Here is a 23,790-nt window from a genome sequence, read left to right as displayed (position 1 = left end):
AGGTGAGGTTCCGGCGGGCGGCCGCGAAAAAGCACCCGGTCGCGAGCCGTCCTTCGCCGCGCCCGCGTCGCCGAGGTCCGGTGGGACTTCGAGGATGCGCCCGCGCCGATCCACGCCGCGTCCGGGTGCCTCTCACATTCTAACGCCCGGGCGCGGAGCGCGCCCGCCCCCTCCCCGGCGCCGTCCCGGGTGGGGCCAGGCGGTGCCGTCGCACCGCGGGCGACCCGGCGGGGGATTCCGCACCGCGCCGCAGCACCGCCCCGGTGGTGCGCGGACATCCCCCTTTCTTGATCGGCTGGAGAGCGGTCGCTAGACTCAACGCAAGGCGGCGCCTGGCTCGGACGGGCCGGGCCCGCGAGAGGAGCAGCCTCCCCCCGCATGCGCGCCGCGCGCCTCATCCCGGCCCTGGGCCTCGTCTTGGCCGCCTGCGGCGGAGCGCTCGACGCGCCCGCGCCCCCGTCGGCGGGCACGCCGCTCGCCGCGGCGGTGGCGGTCCCCTCCGCCTCCGCCGCGCTGCGGAGCGGCCGGCTGCAGGAGGCGCGGGCTGCGCTCGAGGCCTCGCTGGCGCGCGACCCGGAGGCGCCCGGCGCGCTCAACGACCTCGCCGTCACCTACGCCGCCCAGGAGCGGTTCGACGCCGCCCGGCAGCTGTTCGAGGAGGCGCTCGCCCGCGGCGGAGCCCGCGAGCAGCAGGCCTCGCTCGTGAACCTGGCCGAGCTCTACGCGCTCGACGGCTACCTGCCGGCGGCGCAGGCGCACCTCGACTCGGCGCGGGCCGTCGACCCGGCGCGCCCCGAGCCGCACTACGCGCTGGCGCTGCTCGCCGACGCCCGCGGCGACCGGATCGCCGCCGCGGCCGCGCTGCAGGCGGCGCTCGACGCCGACCGCTCCGGCGCCGCGCGCCGCGAGCTCGTCTTCCTCTACCCCGAGGCGCGCCAGCACCTCGACGCGCTCGTGGCCGAGGCGTCGGGCGACGCGGCGCTCGCCCAGGCGCGCTGGCGCGAGCTCGCCCGCGGCCGCTTCACCTCGCTCGCCCAGGCGGCGGCGCGGCACCTCGAGGGGCCCTAGGTCGCCGATGGCCTCGGAGACGTCGAGCCTCTCCCAGCGAGCGCGCGAGATCCTGCGCGTCCTGGTGCAGGACTACATCCACACCGGCGAGCCGGTGGCGAGCCAGCCGCTCCTCGCGCGGCACGAGCTCGACTGCTCCCCGGCCACGGTGCGCAACGTGATGGCCGACCTCGAGGCGCTCGGCTTCCTCACCAAGCCCCACGCCTCCTCCGGCCGCATCCCCACCCAGGCCGGCTACCGGCTCTACGTCGACGCGCTGCTCAAGATCCGCCCGCCGCCGCTCGCCGAGCGCGAGCAGATCGAGAAGGTGGCGCACGACCCCGCGGCGGTGGACACGCTGCTCGAGTCGACGGCGCGGGTGCTCCACTCGCTCACCCACCACGCCGGCGTGGTGACGACCCCGCGGCCGGTGGACGACCCGATCCGGCAGGTCGAGTTCGTGCGGCTGCGCGAGAGCCGGGTGCTGGTGGTGTTCGTGTCGGAGGCGGGCCTCGTCACGAACAAGCTCATGCAGCTCGACGCGCCGGCGGCGGCGGGCGAGCTCGAGCGCGCCGCGAACTACCTCAACGAGAAGCTGCGCGACGGGCCGCTCGCGACCCTGCGCGACCGCATCCTGGCCGACATGCGCGAGGACCAGGGCGCCCTGCAGGGCCTCGTCGCCAAGGCGCTCGCGCTGGCCGAGCGGAGCTTCGGGGCGGCCTCGCTGGCCGGCGGCGAGGTGCTGGTGGACGGCGAGGAGAGCTTCCTCGACGCGCCCGAGTTCGCCGACGTGCAGAAGGCGCGCGCGCTGCTCCGCGCCTTCGCCGAGAAGGACCGCATCCTGCGCGTGCTCGACAAGGTGCTCCGCGCCCGCGAGGTGCAGATCTTCATCGGGGCCGAGAGCGAGCTCGCGAGCGTGCCGGACGTCTCGGTGGTGGCGGCGCCCTACGGCCGCGGCGACCAGGTGCTCGGGACGCTGGCGGTGATCGGCCCCACCCGCATGAAGTACGAGCGCGTGATCCCGCTCGTCGCGCTCACCGCGCGCGAGATCTCCCGGGCGCTCTCCGGGGGCGAGGAGCCCTGACCCTCCCCGCCGGAGCGGATCCGGAGCGGTGACGCCGGGTTGCGCGGCTTGTTCCCCGCTCGGAGCGTATGTCACAATGAGGACGCCGTCCCGCCCGCGCGGGCCACCCGTCCTCGGTACTCCATGCCCGATCGCAAGGAACAAGGCGCCTTCTCGGCCGACATCCCCGCGGATGCCGTCGCGGAGGCGCTGGCGGCGGTCGAGCGGCGCGCGGCGCCGGCCCTCGCGCCGGAGCTGGAGGTGGAGGTGGAGCCCGCGGCGGCGCCGGCCGCCGCGCCGGGCGAGGTGGAGCGGCTCCGAGCCGAGCTGGAGCTCTCCCAGGAGCGCGCGCGCAAGGTGTTCGAGCAGCTCAAGGACGAGCACGACCGGCTCCTGCGCACCGCGGCCGACCTGGAGAACTACAAGAAGCGGGCGGCGCGCGAGAAGGACGACGTCCAGCGCTACGGGAACGAGCGGCTGGTGAAGGAGCTCCTCCCGGTGCTCGACGCGCTGGAGCGCGCGCTCTCCGCCGCGCCCGAGGGCGACCCGGTGGCGAGCGGGGTCGGGATGACGCGGCGGCTGTTCGAGGACGCGCTGTCGCGCTTCGGGGTGAAGGGCTTCTCGGCCAAGGGCGAGCGGTTCGACCCGCGGCTGCACGAGGCGCTCATGACCGTCGCGACCGCGGACGTCGCGCCGGGGCAGGTGATCGAGGAGCAGCAGCGCGGGTACACGATGCACGACCGGCTCATCCGGCCGGCGGCGGTGGTCGTCTCGGCCGGGGCGAGCGCGGCCGAGGCGCCCGCGGGGGCGCGTGGGTCACCCTCCGAGGGGACCTGAGCGTGGGGAACACATGGGCAAGGTGATCGGGATCGATCTCGGGACGACCAACTCCTGCGTCGCCGTCATGGAGGGCGGCGAGGCGGTGGTCATCCCCAACTCCGAGGGCTCGCGCACCACGCCCTCCATGGTGGCGCTCACCGAGGGCGGCGAGCGGCTGGTCGGCCAGATCGCGAAGCGGCAGGCCATCACCAACCCCGAGTCGACCGTCTACGTCGTGAAGCGCCTCATCGGCCGGAAGTTCGAGGACGCCGAGGTGAAGCGGACCGCCTCGCTCGTCCCGTTCCGCGTGGTGCCGAACGAGAACGGCGACGGCTGGGTCGAGGTGGGCGCGAAGCGGTACTCGCCGGCCGAGGTCTCGGCCATGGTCCTCGCCAAGATGAAGCAGACGGCGGAGGACTACCTGGGCGAGCCGGTGACCGAGGCGATCGTCACCTGCCCCGCCTACTTCAACGACGCCCAGCGCCAGGCCACCAAGGACGCCGGCCGCATCGCCGGGCTCGAGGTGCTGCGCATCATCAACGAGCCGACCGCCGCCGCGCTGGCATACGGCGTGGACAAGGGCCAGGAGGCCTCCGAGAAGCTGGCCGTCTACGACCTCGGCGGCGGCACCTTCGACATCACCATCCTCGAGCTCAACCAGGGCGTGTTCGAGGTGAAGGCCACCAACGGCGACACCTTCCTCGGCGGCGAGGACTTCGACCAGCGGCTCATCGACTGGCTGTCGAAGCGGTTCCTGGAGGCGACCGGGGTCGACCTCAAGAAGGACCGGATGGCGCTGCAGCGCCTCAAGGAGGCGGCCGAGCGCGCCAAGCACGAGCTCTCCAGCGCGACCGAGACGGAGGTGAACCTGCCCTTCATCACCGCCGACGCGACCGGCCCGAAGCACCTCGCCGAGACCATCGACCGGCAGACGCTGGAGCAGCTCGTCGGCGACCTCATCGAGAAGACGGTCGAGCCGTGCAAGATCGCGCTGCGCGACGCCGGCCTCACCGCCCAGCAGCTCGACACCGTCATCCTGGTCGGCGGCATGACGCGCATGCCGAAGGTGCAGGAGGTGGTGAAGCGCTTCTTCGGCAAGGAGCCGCACAAGGGCGTGAACCCCGACGAGGTGGTGGCGGTCGGGGCGGCCATCCAGGGCGGCGTCCTCAAGGGCGAGGTGAAGGACGTCCTCCTCCTCGACGTGACCCCGCTCTCGCTCGGCGTCGAGACCGCCGGCGGCGTGTTCACCAAGATCATCGAGAAGAACACCACCGTCCCCTGCAAGAAGTCGCAGGTCTTCTCGACCGCGGTCGACAACCAGCCGCTCGTCTCCGTCCACGTGCTGCAGGGCGAGCGCGACATGGCGGCCGACGACAAGACGCTGGGCCGCTTCGAGCTGGTGGGCATCCCCCCGGCGCCGCGCGGCGTGCCGCAGATCGAGGTCACCTTCGACATCGACGCGAACGGCATCGCCCACGTCTCGGCCAAGGACCTCGGCACCGGCAAGAGCCAGCAGATCCGCATCACCGCCAGCTCCGGCCTCAACGAGGCCGAGATCCAGCGGATGATCAAGGACGCGGACTCGAACAAGACCGACGACAAGAAGAAGAAGGATCTGGCGGAGCTCAAGAACAACGCCGAGGGGCTCATCTACACCACCGAGAAGAGCCTCGAGGAGTACGCGAGCGCGCTGAAGAAGGAAGACCTGGAGGAGATCCGGGCCGACCTGGAGGCGCTCAAGCAGACGCTCCCGTCGAGCGATCCCGTCGCCATCAAGGACGCGCTCGTCCGGCTGGAGGGCTCCGCCTACCGCATCGCCGACGCCATCTACGCGGCGTCGAGCCAGGGCTAGCGGCCGGGGGCGCTCCCGCGGGCGCGGGCGCCCGGGCGGATTGCCAGCGTCCGCCCGTGCGTTACATTGCGGCCGGCGCCAGCGCGCCCGGCCCTCCAACCTACCGGAACGACGTGGAAAAGCGCGATTATTACGAGGTCCTCGGCGTCGGCCGCGAGGCGAGCGAGCAGGAGCTGAAGACCGCCTACCGCAAGCTCGCCCACCAGTTCCATCCGGACAAGAACCCGGGCGACAAGCAGGCCGAGGACCGGTTCAAGGAGGCCTCGGAGGCGTACGAGGTCCTCTCCGACGTCGAGAAGCGCGCCCGCTACGACCGCTTCGGCCACGCCAACGGCCAGAACCCGTTCGAGGGCGGCTTCCCCTTCGGCGGGGCGGCCGGGGCGAGCATCAACGACATCTTCGGGGACATCTTCGGCGAGATGTTCGGGGCCGGCGGCCGCCGCGCCCGTGGCCGCCCGCGCGGCGCCGACCTGCGCTACCACCTCGAGATCGGCTTCGAGGAGGCGGCCTTCGGCACCACCTCCCGCATCCGCATCCCGCGCCCGCGCCGCTGCGAGGTCTGCAAGGGCTCGGGCGCGAAGCCGGGCACCCAGCCCCGCACCTGCCCCACCTGCGGCGGCGCCGGGGAGGTGCGGCTGCAGCAGGGCTTCTTCGCCATCGCCCGCACCTGCCCGCACTGCAGCGGCGCCGGGCGCATCCTGGTGGAGAAGTGCGAGGGGTGCGGCGGCGCCGGCATGACGCGCGAGGAGGCCGAGGTCGAGGTGAAGGTGCCGGCCGGCGTGGACACCGGCACGCGCCTCAAGCTCGGCGGCGAGGGCGAGCCGGCGCCGCAGCCGGGCGCCGCGCCGGGCGACCTCTACGTGGTGGTGCAGGTCCGCGAGCACGCCATCTTCCGGCGCGAGGAGACCGAGGTCGTCTGCGAGATGCCCATCAGCTTCGCGCAGGCGGCGCTGGGGGCGCAGGTGCAGGTGCCGACGCTCGACGGGCCGGTGGCGATGAAGATCCCGGCCGGGACGCAGTCGGGGAAGGTCTTCCGGCTGCGCGGCAAGGGCATCCCCACCCTCGGCGGCGGCCCCCGCGGCGACCAGCACGTGCGCGTGGTGCTCGAGACGCCGACGCACCTCACCAAGGAGCAGAAGGAGCTCCTGGAGCAGTTCGCCGCGCTCTCCGGCGAGAAGACGCACCCGCAGTCCCGCAGCTTCTGGGCCAAGGTCGGGGACCTCATCGGGAAGGCGTAGGGCCCGCGTCGCGGACCGTGAGTCTCAGCCCCTCGCCCCGCGCGAGCGGGATACCCACCCGGCAGGGCCGGGGAGAGCAGGCGGCCGACACCGCGCGCTGTCCCCCCGCTCCGCATCGCAGTAGAACCTTCCCCCATGCGCCCGCTGCCCCGGCTCCTCCTCACCGCGTTCTTCGTACTCTGCGCCTGCCCGAAGCGCGTCGTGGTGAACGGGCAGGAGCTGAGCGCCGCCGACGCCGAGGCGCAGGCGCGGGCGGAGCTCGCGCGGGTGGAGGCGGGCGCGCCCAACGAGCCGCAGGCGGCCACCGCCGAGAAGCTCGAGGCGCTCGCCGCCCGCTACGGCGAGGTCCCCGCCTCGGCGGAGGCGCTCTACGACGCCGGCGTCCGCTGGCGCGCCGCGAAGCGGCCGGACCGCGCCCAGGCGGCGCTGGGCCAGCTCCTCACCCGCTTCCCGCTCTCGCCCCGCTCCGACCAGGCCAAGTACCAGCTCGCGCTGGCGGAGGCGGAAGGCGGCCGGCCCAAGGACGCCCTCACCTCGCTCGCCTCGCTCTACGACCGCCTGCCGCAGGCCGAGCGGCCCGCCGCCGCGCGCGAGGCGGCCCGCGCCGCCGAGGCGGCGAGGAGCCCGCGGGAGGCGGCCCGCTGGTGGGGCGAGGTGGCGCGCGTCACCGCCGGCGAGGAGGGGTCGCGGGCGCTCGCCCGCGCGGTGGACCACCTCGACGCGCTGCCGCTCGAGGACCTGCGCGCGCTCGACGCGGAGCTGCCGCGCGACGCGCCGCTCGCGCCCGCGGTGAAGATGAAGCTCGCCAAGGTGGCGCTGCACCTGCACGACGACGCCGCGGCGCAGCGGGCGGCCCAGGAGCTGGCGCAGGGGTACCCCGGCTCGCCCTACGCCGCCGAGGCGCGCGCGCTCGTCGACCGGCTCGCCCGGCGCGGCCACGCCGACCCGCGCACGGTGGGGGTGGCGGTGCCGCTCTCCGGCAAGCAGAAGGGCTGGGGCGAGGCGGTGCTGCAAGGCGTCTCGCTCGCGCTCGGCGACCAGTTCAAGATCCTGGTGAAGGACACCCGCGGCGAGCCGGACGGCGCGCAGCAGGCGGTGGCCGAGCTGGCGCAGGAGGGCGCGGTGGCGGCGCTGGGGGGCGTGGTCGGCGCCGAGGCGCCGCGGGCCGCGCAGGCGGCGCAGGAGGAGGGCCTTCCGTTCCTGTCGCTGTCGCGCGCCGAGAGCGTCACCCAGGCCGGGCCCTACGTCTTCCGCAACATGCTCACCGCCGAGGCGCAGGCGAAGGCGCTCACCGACCTCGCCATGGGCCGGCGCGGGATGCGGCGCTTCGCCCTGCTCTGGCCGCAGATCGCCTACGGCCAGGAGCTCGCCCAGGCGTTCTGGGACGACGTCGACGCGCGCGGCGGCGAGGTCCGGGCGGCGGAGAGCTACGAGCACGACCGCACCACCTTCGCCCCCATCGTGAAGGGGATGGTGGGGAAGCTCTGGCTCGACGAGCGCCAGGACTACCTGGAGCAGGTGAAGGCGCTCCTCGAGCAGGAGAAGGACCCGTTCCGCCGGCGCAAGGCGCTCGAGAAGCTGCGCGAGCGGCTCCCGCCCATCACCGACTTCGACGCGGTCTTCATCCCGGACTTCGCGAAGAACGTGGCGCTGGTGGCGCCGGCGCTGGCGGTGGAGGACGTCGTCACCCAGACCTGCGACCCGCGCGAGGTGGAGCGCATCCGCAAGACCACCGGGCGCGAGGACCTGAAGCCGGTGCAGCTCCTGGGCGCGAACGGCTGGGACGACCCGTCGCTCGTCGAGCGGGCGGGGAAGTACGTCGAGTGCGCCATCTTCGTGGACGGCTTCTTCGCCGCCTCGGAGCGGCCGGCCACCAAGGCGTTCGTGACCGCCTTCCAGCAGAAGTACGGCCACCCGCCCTCGATCCTGGAGGCGAGCGCGTTCGACGCCGCGGGCCTCGTGCGCCGGGCGGTGGAGGGCGGGGCGGCGAACCGCGAGGCGGTGCGCGACGCCCTGGCGGCGGTGAAGGCCTACCCGGGCGCGACCGGCGACCTCGCCTTCGACGCCCGGCGCGAGGTGGAGAAGCCGCTCTTCTTCCTCACCGTGGACAAGGGCGCCGTGCGCGAGCTCACCCCCTCCGAGCTGGCCGCGCCCGGCTCGGGCGGGTTCTGACGGCCCGCCGCCGCCCCCGGCGTTAGATCGCGGCCGACATGCACGAAGCCCTGGCGCCCGCGCGCGCCAAAGCCCGCGTCCCCGTCCTCAACCTCGCGCTCTTCGCCGCCACGGTGGTGACGACGCTGCTCGCCGGCGCCCAGTGGACGGCGCTGCGGCTGCCGGAGGCGGGCGGCGGCTGGCTCGCGACGGCCGCCGCGCAGGCGGCCGCGGTGGCGGTGGCCGGCCTCCCCTTCGCCGCCGCGCTCATCGGCATCCTCTTCTGCCACGAGATGGGGCACTACCTGCTCGCGCGCGCCTGGCGCGTCGACTCGACCCTGCCCTTCTTCATCCCCGTGCCGGTCGGGCCGGTCGGCACCTTCGGCGCGGTGATCCGGATCCGCTCGGCGCTGCCGAGCCGGACGGCGACGCTCGACATCGGCGCGGCCGGGCCGCTCGCCGGCTTCGCGGTGGCGCTGCCGCTCCTCTTCTGGGGCCTCGCGCACTCGGTGGTCCAGCCGGTCGGCGACGTGGTGCTGGAGGGGCAGCGCATGGGGCTCGTCCAGCTCCTCGCCGGCTACCTGAAGGGCGAGGCGCTCCTGACGTCCGGCGTGCAGCACTACGGCGACAGCTTCATCACCTGGGGCGTGCAGCGGCTCGTCTGGGGCAAGCTGCCGCCCGGCCACGACGTCTTCCTGCACCCGGTCGCCTTCGCCGCCTGGATCGGCCTCTTCATCACCACCTTGAACCTCATCCCCCTCGGCCAGCTCGACGGCGGCCACGTCACCTACGCGCTCCTCGGCCGCCGGGGCGCGCGCCGCTTCTCTCGCGCCGTCTCCTTCGGCCTCCTCCTCGCCGGCCTGCTCGTCTCCTGGAACTGGTTCCTGTGGTGGGGGGTGACGCGCTTCTTCGTCGGCTACGACCACCCGCCCGCGCTGGTCGAGGAGCCGCTCACGCCGGGCCGGAAGCTCGTCGCGGTCGCCTCCATCCTCCTGTTCCTGGGCACCTTCATCCCGGTACCCGTGTCGTTGTAGCGGTCACGCTGCGTACGCATGCAGCACGTCCGCGCGGACAGCCGCGATCGCCAGGGGGTGGCGGGGTGGCCCTTCGCCGGAGCGCAGGCCCGACCTGCGGGAGGCCGCGCCCAACGAACGGTGCGCTGCACCGGCAGGTCGTTTGCCGAGCACCGCCGGAGGGCCACCCCGCCGCCCCGCTCGGAGCCGGGCTGCGTACGAAGACCCGTTTCGCTCTGAACGGGCGTTGCGCTTAGACTCTCCGCTGCCATGGACACGACGGAGGTCGACGCCGCCTGGGCGGAGGTGCGCGCGCGCTGGGAGGACGAGGCGGCGCACCGGGCGTTCCTCGACCGGCACCCGGACCTCGAGGGCCTCGCCGAGGCGGGCCGGCGCTACAAGGCGGCCCTCGACGCGGCGCCGGCGGACCCGGTCGCCGCGCGCTGGCGCGACGAGATCGTGCGGCGCGCCACAGTGGTCGCGCTCTCGCAGCTGCCGCGCACGAAGCCGCCCCGCCGCGTCTCGCCCGGCCTGCGCCGGCTGCTCATGCTCGCGCTGGCGAGCGGCACCGTCGCCGCGGTCGCCTGGGCCTTCCTCCGCCTCAGCCGCGCCGCCGGTGGAGCGCCGTGACGCTCGAGGACGTGCTCGGCCCCGCCGGCGCGCTCGCCCGGGGCCTCCCCGGCTACGAGCACCGGCACGACCAGCTCGAGCTGGCGCGCGCGGTCGAGCGGGCGCTCGGCGAGCGTCGCTACCTCGTGGCCGAGGCGGGCACCGGCACCGGCAAGACGCTCGCCTACCTCGTCCCGGCCGCGCTCTCCGGCCGCAAGGTGATCATCTCCACCGCGACCAAGACGCTCCAGGAGCAGATCTGGCAGCGCGACCTGCCGCTCCTCGCCGAGAGGGCGGGGCTGGAGGTCGAGGCCGCCTACCTCAAGGGCCGCGCCAACTACTACTGCCTCGAGCGCGGGGCCAAGTTCGCCGAGCGCCCCACCTTCGAGAGCCGCGGCGAGGCGGCGCTCTGGCCGCGCATCCAGGAGTGGGCGCGCGCGACGCTCACCGGCGACCGGAGCGAGATCGACCTGCCGGACCAGTACGGCGCCTGGCGCGAGCTCTCCGCCTCGGGCGAGACCTGCCTCGGCAAGGAGTGCCAGCGCCACGACGAGTGCTTCGTCACCCTGGCGCGGGCGCGCGCCGCCCAGGCCGACGTGGTGCTCGTGAACCACCACCTCTTCTTCGCCGACCTGGTCCTGCGCACCTCGCGCGCCGGGGTGGAGGTGCTGCCGCCCTACGACGCCGTCATCTTCGACGAGGCGCACGCGCTCTCCGAGGTGGCGACCGACTACTTCGGCCTGTCGGTCTCCTCGTACCGGGTGGACGACCTCGCCCGCGACGCGGTGCGGGCGGTCGCGGACCGCCCCGACCTCATGCGGCTGGTGAAGGACCGCACCGGCGAGCTCGAGAAGGCCGGCGAGCGCTTCTTCGCCGGGGTGGCGGCGCGGATGGGCTCGAGCCCTTCATCCAAGATGAGGGGGCGCGCCCCCTCATACTCCCCGCTCGCTCCGGGGCAGCCTCCTCCGGCTGCCCCTGCGCTCGCCCCGTGGCGCGGGGCGAGGGGGGCGGGACCCGCCGCCCGCGGCGACCTCAAGGTGGCGCTCTCCGACGACCTGCTCGGCCCGCTCGAGCCCGACCAGGCGCGGCTCGACGGCGCGCTGGAGGACGTGCGCGAGGTCTTCGCCGACGCGGAGGCGACCGCGCTCGCCGCCATCGGGCGGCGCGCGGCCGAGCTGCGCGTCGAGCTGCGCGCGGTGACCACGCTCGCCGAGCCCTCGCGCGTCCACTTCGCCGAGGCGCGCGGCCGCGGGGTGTTCCTGCGCGCGGTGCCGGTCGACGTGGCGGAGGAGCTGGTGGAGCGGCTCTACCGCCGCGTCGACACCGCCGTCTTCACGAGCGCGACGCTCGCCGCCGGCGGCCGGCTCGACTACTTCCGGCGCGAGGTGGGCCTCGCCCCCGAGTTCGACGTGGACGAGGCCATCTTCCCCGGGCCCTTCGACTACGCGCGGCAGGCGGCGCTGGTGGTGCCGGACGGTCTCCCCGAGCCGGCGAGCCCCGCCTTCACCGCGGCCGCGGCGGCGGCGGTGCGCGAGCTCGTGGCCGTGACCGGCGGCCGCGCGTTCGTCCTCTCCACCAGCATGCGCGGGATGAACGCGCTGCGCGAGGCGCTGGCCGACCTGCCCTACCAGCTCCTCCTCCAGGGCGAGCGACCCAAGGCGAAGCTGCTCGACGCCTTCCGAGAGGAGCCGTCAGTGCTCTTCGCCACCCAGAGCTTCTGGGAAGGCGTGGACGTGCCGGGCGAGGCGCTCTCGCTGGTGGTGATCGACAAGCTCCCCTTCGCCCCGCCGACCGACCCGGTGCTGGCGGCGCGCGGCCAGGCGCTCGCCGCCGAGGGGCGCGACGCCTTCTCCGAGCTCTCCGTCCCGGCCGCCGCCCTGGCGCTCAAGCAGGGGTTCGGTCGCCTGATCCGCACCCGGCGGGATCGGGGGCTGGTGGCCGTGCTGGATCGGCGGCTCACCACGAAAGGGTACGGCCGCGCCTTCCTGGCCACCCTGCCGCCCGCGCCGCTGCTACGCAGCGTCGAGGCCGCCCGCCGCTGGTGGGCGGGCGCCTGACATCAGCGCGCTCGCCCGCCTGGCCCGCCCCCGCTGGATCACCCCCACGGCCGCGGGCTAGACTCGCGCGCAGGAGGCCGGGTGGTCGCTTTCAACAATCAGGCGCGCGAGGTGGCGCTGAAGGTCGTCTACTACGGACCCGCGCTGTCCGGGAAGACGACCAACCTCCACGCGCTGCACAACAAGATCGACCCCAAGCTGCGCGGGCGCCTCATGACGCTCGACACCAAGGACGATCGCACCCTGTTCTTCGACATGCTGCCGGTCTTCTTCCGGACCTCGTCCGGGATGAAGATCAAGGTCAAGCTGTACACCGTCCCCGGACAGGTGATGCACGAGTCGACCCGGCGCATCGTGCTCCAGGGGACGGACGCCATCGCCTTCGTCGCCGACGCGCGCCGCTCCGAGGCGCCGGCCACGCTCGCCTACTGGAACAACATGCTGAAGAACCTGGAGGCGAACGGGCTCGATCCCCGCCAGCTGCCCATCGTGCTCCAGCTCAACAAGCGCGACCTGCCGGACGTGCGGAGCGAGGACGAGGTCGGCGACCTCTCGCAGGTGGTGAAGCCGGTGGTGGTGCCGGCGGTCGCCATCCGCGGCGAGGGCGTGGTCGAGACGCTGCACACGCTGCTCGAGCTCACCTACCGCTCGCTCGACGAGCGCATCGGGCTCGCGCGCACCGCCCGCATCAGCGAGGAGGAGTTCCTGTCGCGGATCTTCTCCCACGTCGACCTGCGCGGCACGCGCCTCTCGGCGGGGGGCACGCCGTGACCCTGCCGCCCTCCGTGCTGCAGCAGCCCGCCGCCCTCGGCGATCTGCTCGACGTGAAGTCCTTCACCGAGGTCTGCCACTCCTTCGCCGCGCTCTACAAGGTGGGCCTCAAGGTCTTCGACGCCGAGGGCAAGAAGCTCGTCGACGTCAAGGTCGGCAACGCCGACTTCTGCGGCTACATCTGGCAGCAGCCGGACGGGCGGGCCGCCTGCATCGCCACCGTGCAGCAGGTGAAGGGCGCGCCGGTGGCGGAGGAGGCGACGCCCACCGCCTTCGACTGCTTCTCCGGCTGCCGCTACGTGGTGCAGCCGGTGGTCTACGAGGGCGACGTCCTCGGCCGCATCGTCTTCGGCCCGTTCGTGCCCGACGACCTGGTGGAGCTGCCCTCCACCCTGACCGGCATCGCGCCCGACTTCGACGCCGGCGCCGCCACCGCCTACCTCCAGAAGATCCGGCGCGTGCCGCAGGCCACCGCCGAGAAGATCCTGAAGCACTTCGCCGAGCTGCTCGACGTGCTCGTCTTCACCGGGCACAAGAACCTGCTCACCGCCCGCCTCCACATCGAGGCGGTGCAGGAGAGCTACCGCGAGCTGCAGGAGAAGAACCGGCAGCTCGAGGAGAGCTTCGGCAAGCTCAAGGAGCTCGACCGGCTCAAGTCGAACTTCATCGCCACCATGAGCCACGAGCTGCGCACGCCGCTCACCAGCGTCATCGGCTACTCGGAGATGATGCTGGAGGGGCTCGGCGGCGAGCTCACCAAGGAGCAGCGCGAGTACGTCGGCATCATCATGGAGAAGGGCGAGAACCTGCTCCAGCTCATCACCTCCATCCTCGACATCACCAAGATCGAGGCCGGGCGGGTGCGGCTGGTGCTGGGCGACGTCGAGCTCGGGCAGATCATCCGCGACGCGCTCTCCACCGTCGCGCCCCAGGCGCGCAAGCGCGGCCTCACGCTCTGCGCCGAGCCGGCCGCGAACCTGCCCAAGGTGCACTGCGACCGCGAGAAGGTCCGGCAGTGCCTCATCAACCTGGTCTCGAACGCGGTCAAGTTCACCCCGCCCGGCGGCACGGTCACGGTCGGCGCGCGCCCGCTCGGCGGCGACCGGGTGGCGCTCTACGTCCAGGACACCGGCATCGGCATCCCGTCCGAGCACCTGGCGCGGGTGTGGGACGTCTTCTACCAGGTGGACGGGTCCTCCACCCGCGAGTACGGCGGCGCCGGCCTGGGCCTCGCCATCGTGAAGAGCTTCGTCGAGGCGCACGGCGGCGAGGTGCAGGCGGTCTCGGCCCCCGGCCGCGGCTCCACCTTCACCCTCGTCTTCCCCGAGCGCGCCGCCAGCGCCGCCCGGGTGCCGGTGCGGAACGCGGGGTAGACTCCCGGCGACCGCCCTCGCCGTGACCGAGTTCGAGCTCATCGACCGCTTCACCCGCCCCGCGCCGCGCGCCGGGGAAGGGGTCGTGCTCGGCATCGGCGACGACGCGGCCGTGCTGCGGCCGCCGCGCGGCGAGGACCTGGTGGTCACCGTGGACGCGGTGGTGGAGGGGGTCCACTTCGACGCCCGCTTCGCCCCGGCCGACGTGGGGTGGAAGGCGCTGGCGGTGAACCTCTCCGACCTGGCGGCCATGGGCGCCCGCCCGCTGTGGGCGCTCTGCGCGCTGACGACCCGCCGCGGTGAGCGCCCGGCGCGCCTGGCGGGGGTGGGGCGGGGCCTCGCCGCCTGCGCGCGCGCCCACGGCGTCGCGCTGGTGGGGGGGAACGTCTCCCGCGCCCGCGAGCTCTCGCTCACCGTCACCGTGGCGGGGGCGGTGCCGCGCGGCGCCGCCCTCACCCGCGCCGGCGGGCGGCCGGGCGACCTGCTCTTCGTCTCCGGCCGGCTCGGGGAGGCGGCGCTCGGCCTCGCCCCCCAGGCGCCGGCCGCCGCCCGCGCCCGGCAGCGCCGGCCGGCGCCGCGCCTCGCGCTCGGGCTCGCGCTGCGCGGGCTCGCGACCGCCTGCCTGGACGTGTCGGACGGCCTCCTGCAGGACCTCGGTCACCTCTGCGCCGCCTCCGGCGTGGGGGCGCGGGTGGAGCTCGCGCGCCTGCCCGGGCCGCCCGCGCGCGCCGCCGCCCGCGCCGGCCAGGACCCCCTCGCGCTCGCCTGCGGCGGCGGCGAGGACTACGAGCTCCTCTTCTCGGCGCCGCCCCGGCGCGCGGGCGCGGTGGCCGCGGCGGCCGCGCGCGCGGGCGTGGCCGTGACCCACATCGGCGCCCTGGTGGGCGGTGGAGGGGTGCGCCTGCTCGATGCGCGCGGGCGCACCCACACCGCCCGCGCGCGCGGCCACGACCACCTGCGCTGACGCCCGCCGGCGCTTGGACTTCGCTCCGGGTGGCGCGTAGGATTCGCGCTGCGCGGAGGTGCTCGAGCGCTCGCCGCGGCGGGCGCCTGCCCCGGCGCACACTCCTCCGAGCGAAGAGGCGAACGTGGCGCGAAGCGTACGCGAAGAACGGCCGGCCTCGACGCGCCCCTCGGCGCGGTGGACCGACGCCGCCCCGCACCTGGTGGCGCTGCGCGGCCGGGCCGCCGAGGGCGGCGAGCGCGCCGCCCCGCCGGCCGCCGGCCTCACCGTCTCGCTGCAGGTGAAGATCCTGCTCTCCTACCTCGTGGTGGGCGCGGTGCTGCTCTTCGCCGTGCCGCTCGTGTTCGAGCACGTGCCCAACCGGCTGCTCGGCGGCACGATCATCGTGGCGCTGACGCTCGCCATCGGCTTCGGGCTCACCACCGCGCTCGCCCGCGTCACCCGCCTCGCCCGGCTCAAGGAGTCGGCGGTCGAGATCAGCCGCGGCGACCTCTCGAAGCCGCTCGCCAGCGACGCCAGCCCGCACGTCCGCGACGAGATCGACGACCTCACCCTCTCCATCAGCACCATGCAGGAGAACCTGCGCGACCTGGTCTCGCGCATCCAGCGCACCGCCCAGTCGGTGGCGGAGAGCGCCAACGAGCTCTCCTCCTCGGCCGAGGACGTGAACGCCTCCACCGACGAGGTGGCGCGCTCGATGGAGAAGATCGCGAGCGGCGCCGAGGAGCAGAGCTCGCTGGTCGAGCTCGCCTCCAAGGTGATCGGCGACATCGCCGCCTCCATCGAGCGCACCGCCCGCAGCGCCGAGGAGGCCGCCCGCGCCTCGGCCGAGACGAGCAGCGGCGCCGCCTCGGGCGGCGAGGCCGCCCGGCTGGCGGGCGAGAAGGTGAAGCGGGTGTTCGCCCGCATCGAGGCGGCCAGCGAGCAGGTGTTCGCCTTCGGCGAGCGCACCAAGGCCATCTCCAAGATCGTGGAGGCCATCACCTCGGTCGCGCAGCAGACGAACCTGCTCGCCCTGAACGCCACCATCGAGGCCGCCCGCGCCGGCGAGTACGGGCGCGGCTTCGCGGTGGTCGCGGACGAGGTGCGGAAGCTGGCCGAGAGCGCCGGCCGCTCCGCCGAGCAGATCTCGTCGCTCGCGGCCGACATCTCCGGCCGCGCCACCGCCGTGGTGAGCACCATGAAGGAGTCGGTGTCGGTGCTGGGCGAGGGGCGCGAGGACCTGAACGCCATCATCCGGGGGCTGGAGGACATCTCGCAGATCGCCGCCAGCGGCGCCGACAAGGTGGGCGTCATCAGCCAGGCGGCGCGCGACCAGCTCAAGGGCTCGGCCGACATGGTCCAGGCGATGGACCACATCTCGGACGTCGCCACCTCGAACCAGAAGTCCACCGAGCAGGTGCGCAAGGTCACCGCCGAGCAGACCGCCGCGGTGGCGCAGATGGCGAGCGCGGCGCAGGAGCTGTCGAACCTCTCGCTCGAGCTGCAGAGCGTCGTCTCGCGCTTCCGGCTGGGGAAGGCCTGAGGCGTGGCCGAGCCGGCCTCCGGCCCCGCCGAGCGCGCCCCGGGCGCGGCGCCCGCCGCCGCCCGGCACGTCGTGTTCCGCGCCGGCGGCGAGCGCTTCGCGCTGCCGCTCGAGGCGGTGCGCGAGGTGGTGGTGCCGCAGCCGCCCTACGCGCGCGTGCCGCGGGCGCCCGCGGCGGTGCGGGGCGCCATGAACCTGCGCGGGCGCGTGGTGGCGGTGGTGGAGCTGGCGCCGCTCGTCGGGCTGCCGCCCGACGCGCTCGGGCCGGGCCAGGGTCACCTGCTCGTGCTCGACCGCGACCGGCGCGGGCTGGGCGTGTGGGTGGCCTCGGTGCTGGGGGTGGAGCCGCTCGCGCCGCCGCGCGAGGGCGCCTTCGAGCCGGGCCGGCTCGACCGCGGGGTGGCCGAGGTGCGCGGAGCGGCGGTGACGGTGCTCGACGCGGACGTGCTGGAGGCGCGCGCCGCCGCGCTCTTCAGGTCCGCCTGACGCAGTACACTCGATGTGGGGCCGGCCGCCGCGCCGCGCCTTGGGAAGGACGGCGAGCCATGGCGAAGCGGGTCCTCATCGTCGACGACGCCATCTTCATGCGGAACATGATCAAGGACATCTTCGCCGGGGGCGGGTTCGAGATCGTGGGCGAGGCCGCCAACGGCCTGGAGGCGGTCGAGCGCTACCGCGAGCTCACGCCCGACCTCACCACCATGGACATCGTCATGCCGTTCAAGAGCGGCATCGAGGCCACGCGCGAGATCGTGAAGGGCGACCCGAAGGCGGTCATCGTGATGTGCAGCGCGCTCGGGCAGGAGTCGCTCGTCATGGAGGCGATCGAGGCGGGCGCGAGCGACTTCATCGTGAAGCCCTTCAAGGCCGAGGACGTGCTGTCGGTGGTGAAGAAGGTCCTCGGCGGCGCCTGACGGCGGGCCGGCTCCGGGGACCCGCGCGGACCGTGGCGCTCGACATCTCCAAATACCTCGGCCTGTTCGTGTCCGAGGCGGGCGAGCACCTGGCGCAGCTCGGGGCGGAGCTGGTGCGCCTCGAGGCCGCTGGCCGCGACGGCGCGGCGGTGAGCGAGCTCGTGGACGGGCTCTTCCGCCACGCGCACAGCGTGAAGGGCATGTCGGCCTCGATGGAGCTCGACGGCATCGCCGCCCTGGCGCACCGGGCGGAGGACCTGGTGGACCCGTTCCGCCGCCGCGGGGTGGCGCCGGACGCCGAGAGCGTGGACGTGCTGCTGGCGGCGGTGGACGGGCTCGGCGCGCTGGTGGCGCGCGCCGCGCAGGGCGAGAAGCCGGAGGCGGACCGGGCGCTCCTGGAGCGCGTCGAGGCCGCGGCGGCGAGGGCGCGCGGAGAGGCGGCCCCCGAGCGCGAGGCCCCGGCGCCCCCGCTCGCCGAGCCGCAGTCGCCCGGGGTGGCGCCTCCCGCCCCGCCGCCCGCCGCGGCGCTCCACCGCCGGGTCGAGGTCGAGGTCGAGGTGGCCGGGGCGTGCCCCGTCCCCGCCGTCCGCGCCTTCCTGGTGGTGAAGAAGCTCGCCCGGCTCGGGCAGGTGGTGCGCACCGCGCCGGCCGAGGAGGACCTCCGCGCCGGCCGGCTCCCCGGCCACCGCCTCACCGCCACCCTCGAGACCCCCGCGCCGCTCGGCGAGGTGGAGCGCGCGCTGTCCCAGATCTCCGATCTCGCGCGCGTGGCGGTGGCGGAGGCCGAGGCCCGGCCCGCCCCCGCCGCGCCCGCCGCCGCGCCGCGCCTGGCCGCCGCGCCCGCGGCCCCGGCGGAGGGCGCCGAGCGCACCGTCCGGGTGAGGGTGGAGCTGCTCGACTCCTTCCTCGACGCCGTGGGCGAGCTCATCCTCGCCACCTCGCGGCTGCGCGCGCTCGGGCGCGCCGTCCCGGAGGAGCACCGCCCGCCGCTCGAGGACGGCGTGGACCGGCTGCACGCGACGGTGAAGGACCTGCACGACAAGGTCATGGCGGTCCGCATGACGCCCCTCTCGCTCCTCACCGAGCGGCTGCCGCGCGCCGCGCGCGACCTGGCGCGCCGCCTCGGCAAGCAGGTCGAGGTGGAGGTCCGCGGGGCGGAGATCGAGATCGACCGCGCGCTCCTGGACGAGCTGGCCGACCCGCTCACGCACCTGCTTCGCAACGCGGTGGACCATGGGCTCGAGTCGCCCCCCGAGCGGCTCCGGGCCGGGAAGGGCGCCACCGGGCACGTGACGGTCAGCGCCCGCCGCGAGCGCGACCGCGTGCTGCTCGAGCTCGCCGACGACGGCCGGGGCATGGACCCGGAGCGGCTGCGCGCGGCGGCGGTGGCGAAGGGCGCGCTGCCCGCGGCCGCCGCCGAGCGGCTGTCGGACAAGGACGCGCTGCAGCTCGCCTGCCTGCCGGGCCTCTCCACCGCCGCCGAGGTGACCGATCTCTCCGGCCGCGGGGTGGGGCTCGACGCGGTGAAGCGCAGCGTGGAGGCGGTGGGCGGCGCGCTCGAGATCGACAGCGCGCGCGGCCGCGGGACGCGCTTCGTGCTCCGGCTGCCGCTCACGGTGGCGGTGCAGCAGGTGCTGCTGGTGCGGGTGGCGGAGGAGGTGCTGGCGCTCCCCATCGCCAAGGTCCATGGGGCGGCGGAGGTGGCCCTCTCCGCGCTCGACCAGAGCCGCGGCGCCCCGGTGCTGCCGTACGACGGCGCGCTGGTGCCGGTGCTCGACCTCGGCGCGCTGCTCGGCTTCGGCGGCGCGCGGCCCGCGCCCTGCGCGGTGGTGGTGGCGGACGGCGAGGCCGGCCCGGTGGGCCTGGCGGTGGACCAGCTCCTCGGGCAGCAGGAGGCGGTGCTGAAGCCGCTCGCCCGTCCCTTCGACCGCGTGCCCGGGCTCTCCGCGGTGACGGTGCTCGCGAGCGGGCGCCCGGTGTTCGTGCTCGACCTGGCACGGCTGGGGGCGGCGTGAGCGCCGGCGCTCCGGCGGCGCTCGGCGCGCCCGACCTCGACCTCCTGCAGGAGATCGCGACCATCGGCTGCGGCCAGGCGGTGACCGCGCTCGGCGCGCTCCTGCGGCGCCGCGTCGAGATGGACGTGCCGGAGGCGTGGGTGGGCCAGCGCCCGGGCGCCATCGCCGACTTCCTCGGCCACCTGGGCCAGGAGCTGGTGGCGGTGGGGGTCCGGCTGGAGGGGCTCCTGGCGGGGCACCTGGTGCTGGCGCTGCCCGAGCGCGACGCCGAGCGGCTGGCCGCCGCGCTCGGGTCGCCCACGCCGCGGTCCGGCGCCTGGGACGCGCTCTCCGAGAGCGCGCTCATGGAGTCGGGCAACATCGTGGGGAGCGCCTTCGTCTCCGCCATCGCGCGGATGGTGCGCGGGCGGCTCCTCCTGAGCCCGCCCGTCCTCGCCCGCGGCGCCGGGAGGGCGTGCCTCGACCAGCTGGTGGACCGGGAGGCGGGGCGGGTCGCGCTGGCGACGCGCTTCACCACCGACGGCCCGGCCGGGCTGGAGGGCCTCATCCTGGTGATGCCCGAGCCGGCCCAGCTGCCGGCGCTGCTCGCGTCGCTGCGCGGCGCGTAGTAGACAACCGCCATGGACGAGAGGGAGCTGCGCGCGCTGCTCGCGCGCGTGCGGGATGGCGAGGCGCCCGTCGAGCACGCGGTGGCGCGGCTCAAGGGCGCGCCCTTCGAGGCGGTGGGCGGGTTCGCCACCGTGGACACCCACCGCGCGCTGCGGGTGGGCATGCCGGAGGTGATCTTCGCCCAGGGCAAGACGGCCGCCCAGGTGGCGGCCATCGCCCGCAAGCTCGACGGGCACGGCCCGCTGCTCGTGACGCGGCTCGACCCGGACAAGGCCGCCCCGGCGCGCCGCGCGGTGAAGGGCGCGATCTACGACCCGGTCTCGCGCACGCTGCGCAAGGGGCGGATGGCCCTGCCCACCCGCGGCCCGGTGGCGGTGTGCTGCGCCGGGACGAGCGACGTCCCGGCGTGCGAGGAGGCGGCGGTCACGCTGGAGGTCATGGGCGTCGAGGCGGTGAAGGTCTACGACGTGGGCGTGGCGGGCATCCACCGGGTGCTGGCGCGCCGCGGCGACCTCGACCGCTGCCGCGCCGTGATCGTGGCCGCCGGGATGGAGGGGGCGCTGCCCTCGGTGGTGGGCGGGCTCGTCGGCCGGCCGGTCATCGGCCTCCCCACCAGCGTCGGCTACGGCGCCTCCTTCTCCGGGCTGACGCCGCTGCTCGCCATGCTGAACTCCTGCTCGCCCAACGTCACGGTGGTGAACATCGACAACGGCTTCGGGGCCGGGTTCGTGGCCGGCCTCATCGCCAGGGGGTGACCGTGGCGGAGCTGCTCTACGTGGAGCCGGTCGGCGGCGCCGCGGGGGACATGTTCCTCGCCGCCGCGCTCGACCTGGGCGTGCCGCGCGCGGCGCTCGAGGCGGCGCTCGCCACGCTCGGCGTGCCGGGCTTCCGGCTGGAGGTGACGCGCGCCGAGGCGAGCGGCATCGCCGGCGCGCACGTCGAGGTGGTGGTGGAGGGCCCGCAGCCGCACCACCGCGCGCTCTCGGACATCCAGGCGCTGGTGCGCGCGAGCGGGCTCTCGCCGCGGGCGCGCGAGGCGGCGCTCGGGCTCTTCGAGCGGATCGGGCGCGCCGAGGCGAAGGTGCACGGCGTCGCGCTCGAGCAGGTCCACTTCCACGAGGTGGGCGCGGTCGACTCGATCGTGGACGTGTGCGGCGCGGCGGTGGTGATGGACCTGCTCGGCTGGCCGCGCGCGGTGGCGCGCGCCCCGGAGCTGGGGCAGGGGTTCGTGAAGACCGCGCACGGGCTCTTGCCGGTGCCGCCGCCCGCGGTGCTGGAGCTCCTGCGCGGCGTGCCCGTCCAGCCCGGCGGCCCGGTGGGCGAGGCGGTCACCCCCACCGGCGCCGCCCTCCTCGCCGGCCTGTGCGAGGTGGGCGTCGCCCCGCCGCCCTTCACCCCCGCCCGCGTCGGCTACGGGCTCGGGCGGAAGCGCTGGCCGGATCGGCCGAACGTGCTCAGGTTGACGCTGGGCGCGTTGACCACGGCCGAGGGCGGTAGGGCGGGGGCTCATCCCCCGCCGCCCGGCGACGCGATCTACCAGCTCGAGCTCAACCTCGACGACTGCCCCGGCCAGCTCGTGGCGCGCGCCCTGGAGGCGGCGCTCGCCGCCGGCGCGCTCGACGTCTGGGCGGCGCCCTGCACCATGAAGAAGGGCCGGCCCGGTCTGGTCCTGGGCGCGCTCGCCCCCGCCGCCGCGCGCGAGGCGGTGGCGCGGGCGCTCCTCGCCGAGACCACCAGCCTCGGGCTGCGCTCCTGGCCGGTGGAGCGGATCGAGCTCGCGCGGGAGCTCGTCGAGGTGGCGACCCGCTACGGCGCGGTGCGGGTCAAGGTGGGCCGGCTCGGGGGCGAGCTCATGGGCGCGCACCCGGAGTACGAGGACTGCGCCGCGCGCGCCCGCGAGCACGGGGTGGCGGTGAAGGAAGTGATGGCGGACGCGCTGGCCGCCTGGCGGGCGGCGCGCGGGAGCTAGCTAGCCCCCGATCGACAGCGTCGCGTACCCCTGGAACGCCGGCAGCACGGTGGAGATCGAGTAGCCGGACGGGTTCATCGTGATCCGCTCGTCGCGGCCGTCCGCGGCCTGGAAGCGGGCGCGGCGCGCCGGGCCGGCCACGTGCGCGCCGAGGAAGAGCGTCACCCCCTGCGCCGGCGCCGGTCCGAGCGAGACGAGGTGCGCGTCGAGCCGCTCCGCGTTGCGCGCGAGCGCCACGAAGAGCGGGGTGCGCCCGGCCACGCTCGCGGCGCGGCGCCCCTTCCCCAGCAGCACCGAGAGGGCGCGCGCCAGCGGCTCGAGCTGGGCTGGCTCGAGCAGCGCGCCCGCCCGCGGCGCGGGCAGCGCCGGGAGCGCCACCAGCGTGCCCTTCCCCACCTTCGCGCCGGCCGCCTTCCCCGGCGGCAGGGACGGGCCGCCCGGGCGGCCGTCGCCGTCCACCGGCGCGAGCTCGCCGAGGAGGAGGGCGCTCCCGCCCGCCTCGAGGCGCCGCTTCACCTCCTGGACGTCCGCCGCCGGCAGCGCCCCCGCGCCGGCCAGCACCAGCGCCGCCCCGGGCGGCGCGTCGGCGAGGCGCATCACCACCGGCGCCTGCACGTGGAGCGCGGCCAGGGCATCGCCGGCGCGCTCCACCTGCGCCCGGTGGTCGCCGCCGGTCCAGAGGTCGGCCTCCGGCGAGTAGAGGAGCGCGCACTCGGCCACCGGCTCCACCGCGCCCGGCGCGTGCCGCTCGGCGCCGACCTGCCGCGCGAAGCGGCGCAGCGCGGCGAGCGCCTCGAGCTCCCGCGCCGGCGTGGCCGCGCCCGCGGCACCGTCGCGCGCGTGGGAGGCGGCGCCGGCCGCCGCGGGGGTGACGAGCTCCACCCCGCACGCCGCCGCCACGCCGGCGAGCCGCAGCACGAGCGCCGCCGGCGCCTCGCCCTGCACCGCCGCCGCGCACGGCCGCCGGCCCATGGCCGCCTGCAGGAGCCGGAACAGCCCGGCGCCGGTGGTCTGGGTGTCGCCCTTCACCGGGAAGATGGCGGCGTCGAGGTGGCGCGCGGCGAGGAGCTGCGCCGGCCCCACCGCCGCGAGCTGGGCCACCACCTGGAACGGGCGCCCGGCGGCCCGGGCCGCGTCGCGTGCGGCGCGCGCGTAGGCCTGCACCGCCCGGTCGAGCGCGGCGGAGCGGAAGCGCCAGAACTCGCGGCCGAACGGGAGGGCCGCGTGGCCGACCGCGCCCGAGGCGTTGGCGAGCGCCTCGCGCGCCATCGCCAGGTAGTCGAGCGGCATGAAGTGGTCGCCGTACTCGCGCGCCAGGTCCTTCGAGAAGGCGCGCTGGCAGTCCGGGCAGAACCCCGAGCCGAGGATGCCCTGCGCCATGGGGGCGTCGGGCCGGTCGAGGCACACCCCCGCGAAGCCGGCCGCCAGGGCCGCGGTCACCGCCTGCTCGACGCGGGCGCGGTGGCGCGGGGAGACGAGGCAGGCGCGCGGGTGGCCGGGCGCCCCCGAGGGGCTGCCGTCGGCGGCGCGACACGCCTCGTCGGGCGCGAAGGCGTGGCCGGCGGCGACGTCGGCGAGCGCCTGCGCGACCATGCCGCCCGGCAGCGGCTCGTCGAGGCGCACCACGAGGGGCTCGGCCGCGGCGGCGAGCGCGGTCCGGGCGGCCTCCTGCGGTAGGACACCCGCGGGGAGCCGGTAGGGAGCGAAGGCGGTCTGGACGGCCATGGAGGCGGGGAGCGACGCACGGTACAACGCCGCTCGCCCCTTGGGCAATTGCGACCCGGGTCCTCCGTGAGAACCA

The 23,790-nt window shown here is 75.5% G+C and carries 20 protein-coding genes; 19 read left to right on the top strand and 1 reads right to left on the bottom strand.

Annotated features, from left to right (window positions below):
• The first annotated feature begins 378 nt into the window (after positions 1-378).
• The 19 genes from HWY08_RS12055 (at position 379) to larC (ending at position 21,989) form a co-directional block, all read left to right on the top strand.
• Positions 379-1,068 carry a tetratricopeptide repeat protein gene (locus tag HWY08_RS12055; RefSeq protein WP_176065444.1) on the top strand — a complete coding sequence of 230 codons (690 nt, stop codon included), beginning with the start codon at positions 379-381 and terminating at the stop codon, positions 1,066-1,068.
• A 7-nt stretch (positions 1,069-1,075) separates the two neighbouring features.
• A complete protein-coding gene (gene hrcA / locus HWY08_RS12050) occupies positions 1,076-2,131 on the top strand; it encodes a heat-inducible transcriptional repressor HrcA (RefSeq protein WP_176065442.1) in 1,056 nt (351 codons plus the stop codon).
• 123 nt (positions 2,132-2,254) lie between these two features.
• A complete protein-coding gene (locus HWY08_RS12045) occupies positions 2,255-2,947 on the top strand; it encodes a nucleotide exchange factor GrpE (RefSeq protein ID WP_176065440.1) in 693 nt (230 codons plus the stop codon).
• A 13-nt stretch (positions 2,948-2,960) separates the two neighbouring features.
• A complete protein-coding gene (gene dnaK, locus HWY08_RS12040) occupies positions 2,961-4,781 on the top strand; it encodes a molecular chaperone DnaK (protein WP_176065438.1) in 1,821 nt (606 codons plus the stop codon).
• Positions 4,782-4,894: 113 nt separating this feature from the next.
• Entirely contained in the window at positions 4,895-6,019 is a 1,125-nt protein-coding gene (gene dnaJ, locus HWY08_RS12035) for a molecular chaperone DnaJ (RefSeq protein WP_176065436.1), read from the top strand.
• Between the two features lie 135 nt (positions 6,020-6,154).
• Entirely contained in the window at positions 6,155-8,191 is a 2,037-nt protein-coding gene (locus tag HWY08_RS12030; RefSeq protein ID WP_176065434.1) for a penicillin-binding protein activator, read from the top strand.
• Positions 8,192-8,229: 38 nt separating this feature from the next.
• Positions 8,230-9,204 (top strand): site-2 protease family protein, encoded by a 975-nt coding sequence (locus tag HWY08_RS12025; protein ID WP_176065432.1) that lies wholly within the window; start codon positions 8,230-8,232, stop codon positions 9,202-9,204.
• 249 nt (positions 9,205-9,453) lie between these two features.
• A complete protein-coding gene (locus HWY08_RS12020) occupies positions 9,454-9,813 on the top strand; it encodes a hypothetical protein (RefSeq protein ID WP_176065429.1) in 360 nt (119 codons plus the stop codon).
• Positions 9,810-11,849, top strand: a complete 2,040-nt coding sequence (locus HWY08_RS12015; protein WP_503826543.1) for an ATP-dependent DNA helicase — start codon at positions 9,810-9,812, stop codon at positions 11,847-11,849. Before HWY08_RS12020 ends, HWY08_RS12015 begins: the two co-directional genes overlap by 4 nt.
• An 81-nt stretch (positions 11,850-11,930) precedes the next feature.
• Positions 11,931-12,620 (top strand): GTP-binding protein, encoded by a 690-nt coding sequence (locus HWY08_RS12010; protein ID WP_176065427.1) that lies wholly within the window; start codon positions 11,931-11,933, stop codon positions 12,618-12,620.
• Positions 12,617-13,993 (top strand): ATP-binding protein, encoded by a 1,377-nt coding sequence (locus tag HWY08_RS12005; protein WP_176065425.1) that lies wholly within the window; start codon positions 12,617-12,619, stop codon positions 13,991-13,993. Before HWY08_RS12010 ends, HWY08_RS12005 begins: the two co-directional genes overlap by 4 nt.
• Before the next feature lie 22 nt (positions 13,994-14,015).
• On the top strand, positions 14,016-14,957 hold the full coding sequence (thiL, locus tag HWY08_RS12000) for a thiamine-phosphate kinase (RefSeq protein ID WP_176065423.1): 942 nt from the start codon (positions 14,016-14,018) through the stop codon (positions 14,955-14,957).
• Positions 14,958-15,081: 124 nt separating this feature from the next.
• On the top strand, positions 15,082-16,482 hold the full coding sequence (locus tag HWY08_RS11995) for a methyl-accepting chemotaxis protein (RefSeq protein ID WP_176065420.1): 1,401 nt from the start codon (positions 15,082-15,084) through the stop codon (positions 16,480-16,482).
• 3 nt (positions 16,483-16,485) lie between these two features.
• Positions 16,486-16,968 carry a chemotaxis protein CheW gene (locus HWY08_RS11990; protein WP_176065418.1) on the top strand — a complete coding sequence of 161 codons (483 nt, stop codon included), beginning with the start codon at positions 16,486-16,488 and terminating at the stop codon, positions 16,966-16,968.
• A 59-nt stretch (positions 16,969-17,027) separates the two neighbouring features.
• Complete coding sequence (locus HWY08_RS11985) at positions 17,028-17,396, top strand: response regulator (RefSeq protein ID WP_176065416.1); 369 nt, start codon at positions 17,028-17,030, stop codon at positions 17,394-17,396.
• A gap of 32 nt (positions 17,397-17,428) precedes the next feature.
• A complete protein-coding gene (locus HWY08_RS11980) occupies positions 17,429-19,411 on the top strand; it encodes a chemotaxis protein CheA (RefSeq protein ID WP_176065413.1) in 1,983 nt (660 codons plus the stop codon).
• Positions 19,408-20,019: a chemotaxis protein CheC gene (locus HWY08_RS11975; RefSeq protein WP_176065411.1), complete on the top strand. Its 612-nt coding sequence runs from the start codon at positions 19,408-19,410 to the stop codon at positions 20,017-20,019. The genes HWY08_RS11980 and HWY08_RS11975 overlap by 4 nt, the downstream gene beginning before the upstream one ends.
• A 12-nt stretch (positions 20,020-20,031) precedes the next feature.
• Complete coding sequence (gene larB, locus HWY08_RS11970; RefSeq protein ID WP_176065408.1) at positions 20,032-20,775, top strand: nickel pincer cofactor biosynthesis protein LarB; 744 nt, start codon at positions 20,032-20,034, stop codon at positions 20,773-20,775.
• 2 nt (positions 20,776-20,777) lie between these two features.
• Positions 20,778-21,989, top strand: a complete 1,212-nt coding sequence (larC, locus tag HWY08_RS11965) for a nickel pincer cofactor biosynthesis protein LarC (RefSeq protein WP_176065405.1) — start codon at positions 20,778-20,780, stop codon at positions 21,987-21,989.
• Here larC and HWY08_RS11960 read toward each other — a convergent pair whose 3' ends face one another.
• The gene (locus tag HWY08_RS11960) at positions 21,990-23,714 is read right to left on the bottom strand and encodes a hypothetical protein (protein ID WP_176065403.1); all 1,725 of its coding nucleotides are present in this window, start codon (positions 23,712-23,714) and stop codon (positions 21,990-21,992) included. It lies immediately after the preceding gene.
• Positions 23,715-23,790: the final 76 nt, after the last annotated feature.

Origin of the sequence: Anaeromyxobacter diazotrophicus, assembly GCF_013340205.1 — a bacterium.
GTDB lineage: Bacteria > Myxococcota > Myxococcia > Myxococcales > Anaeromyxobacteraceae > Anaeromyxobacter_A > Anaeromyxobacter_A diazotrophicus.
Note: the sequence above shows the minus strand (reverse complement) of the source record. Positions and strands in the feature narration are given on the sequence as shown.

Coding starts and splice junctions, on each gene's coding strand:
- HWY08_RS12020 (WP_176065429.1), top strand. CDS start 9,454: ATGGACACGACGGAGGTCGACGCCGCCTGGGCGGAGGTGCGCGCGCGC.
- HWY08_RS12045 (WP_176065440.1), top strand. CDS start 2,255: ATGCCCGATCGCAAGGAACAAGGCGCCTTCTCGGCCGACATCCCCGCG.
- HWY08_RS12055 (WP_176065444.1), top strand. CDS start 379: ATGCGCGCCGCGCGCCTCATCCCGGCCCTGGGCCTCGTCTTGGCCGCC.
- HWY08_RS11960 (WP_176065403.1), bottom strand. CDS start 23,714: ATGGCCGTCCAGACCGCCTTCGCTCCCTACCGGCTCCCCGCGGGTGTC.
- dnaK (WP_176065438.1), top strand. CDS start 2,961: ATGGGCAAGGTGATCGGGATCGATCTCGGGACGACCAACTCCTGCGTC.
- hrcA (WP_176065442.1), top strand. CDS start 1,076: ATGGCCTCGGAGACGTCGAGCCTCTCCCAGCGAGCGCGCGAGATCCTG.
- HWY08_RS12025 (WP_176065432.1), top strand. CDS start 8,230: ATGCACGAAGCCCTGGCGCCCGCGCGCGCCAAAGCCCGCGTCCCCGTC.
- HWY08_RS12030 (WP_176065434.1), top strand. CDS start 6,155: ATGCGCCCGCTGCCCCGGCTCCTCCTCACCGCGTTCTTCGTACTCTGC.
- HWY08_RS11985 (WP_176065416.1), top strand. CDS start 17,028: ATGGCGAAGCGGGTCCTCATCGTCGACGACGCCATCTTCATGCGGAAC.
- larB (WP_176065408.1), top strand. CDS start 20,032: ATGGACGAGAGGGAGCTGCGCGCGCTGCTCGCGCGCGTGCGGGATGGC.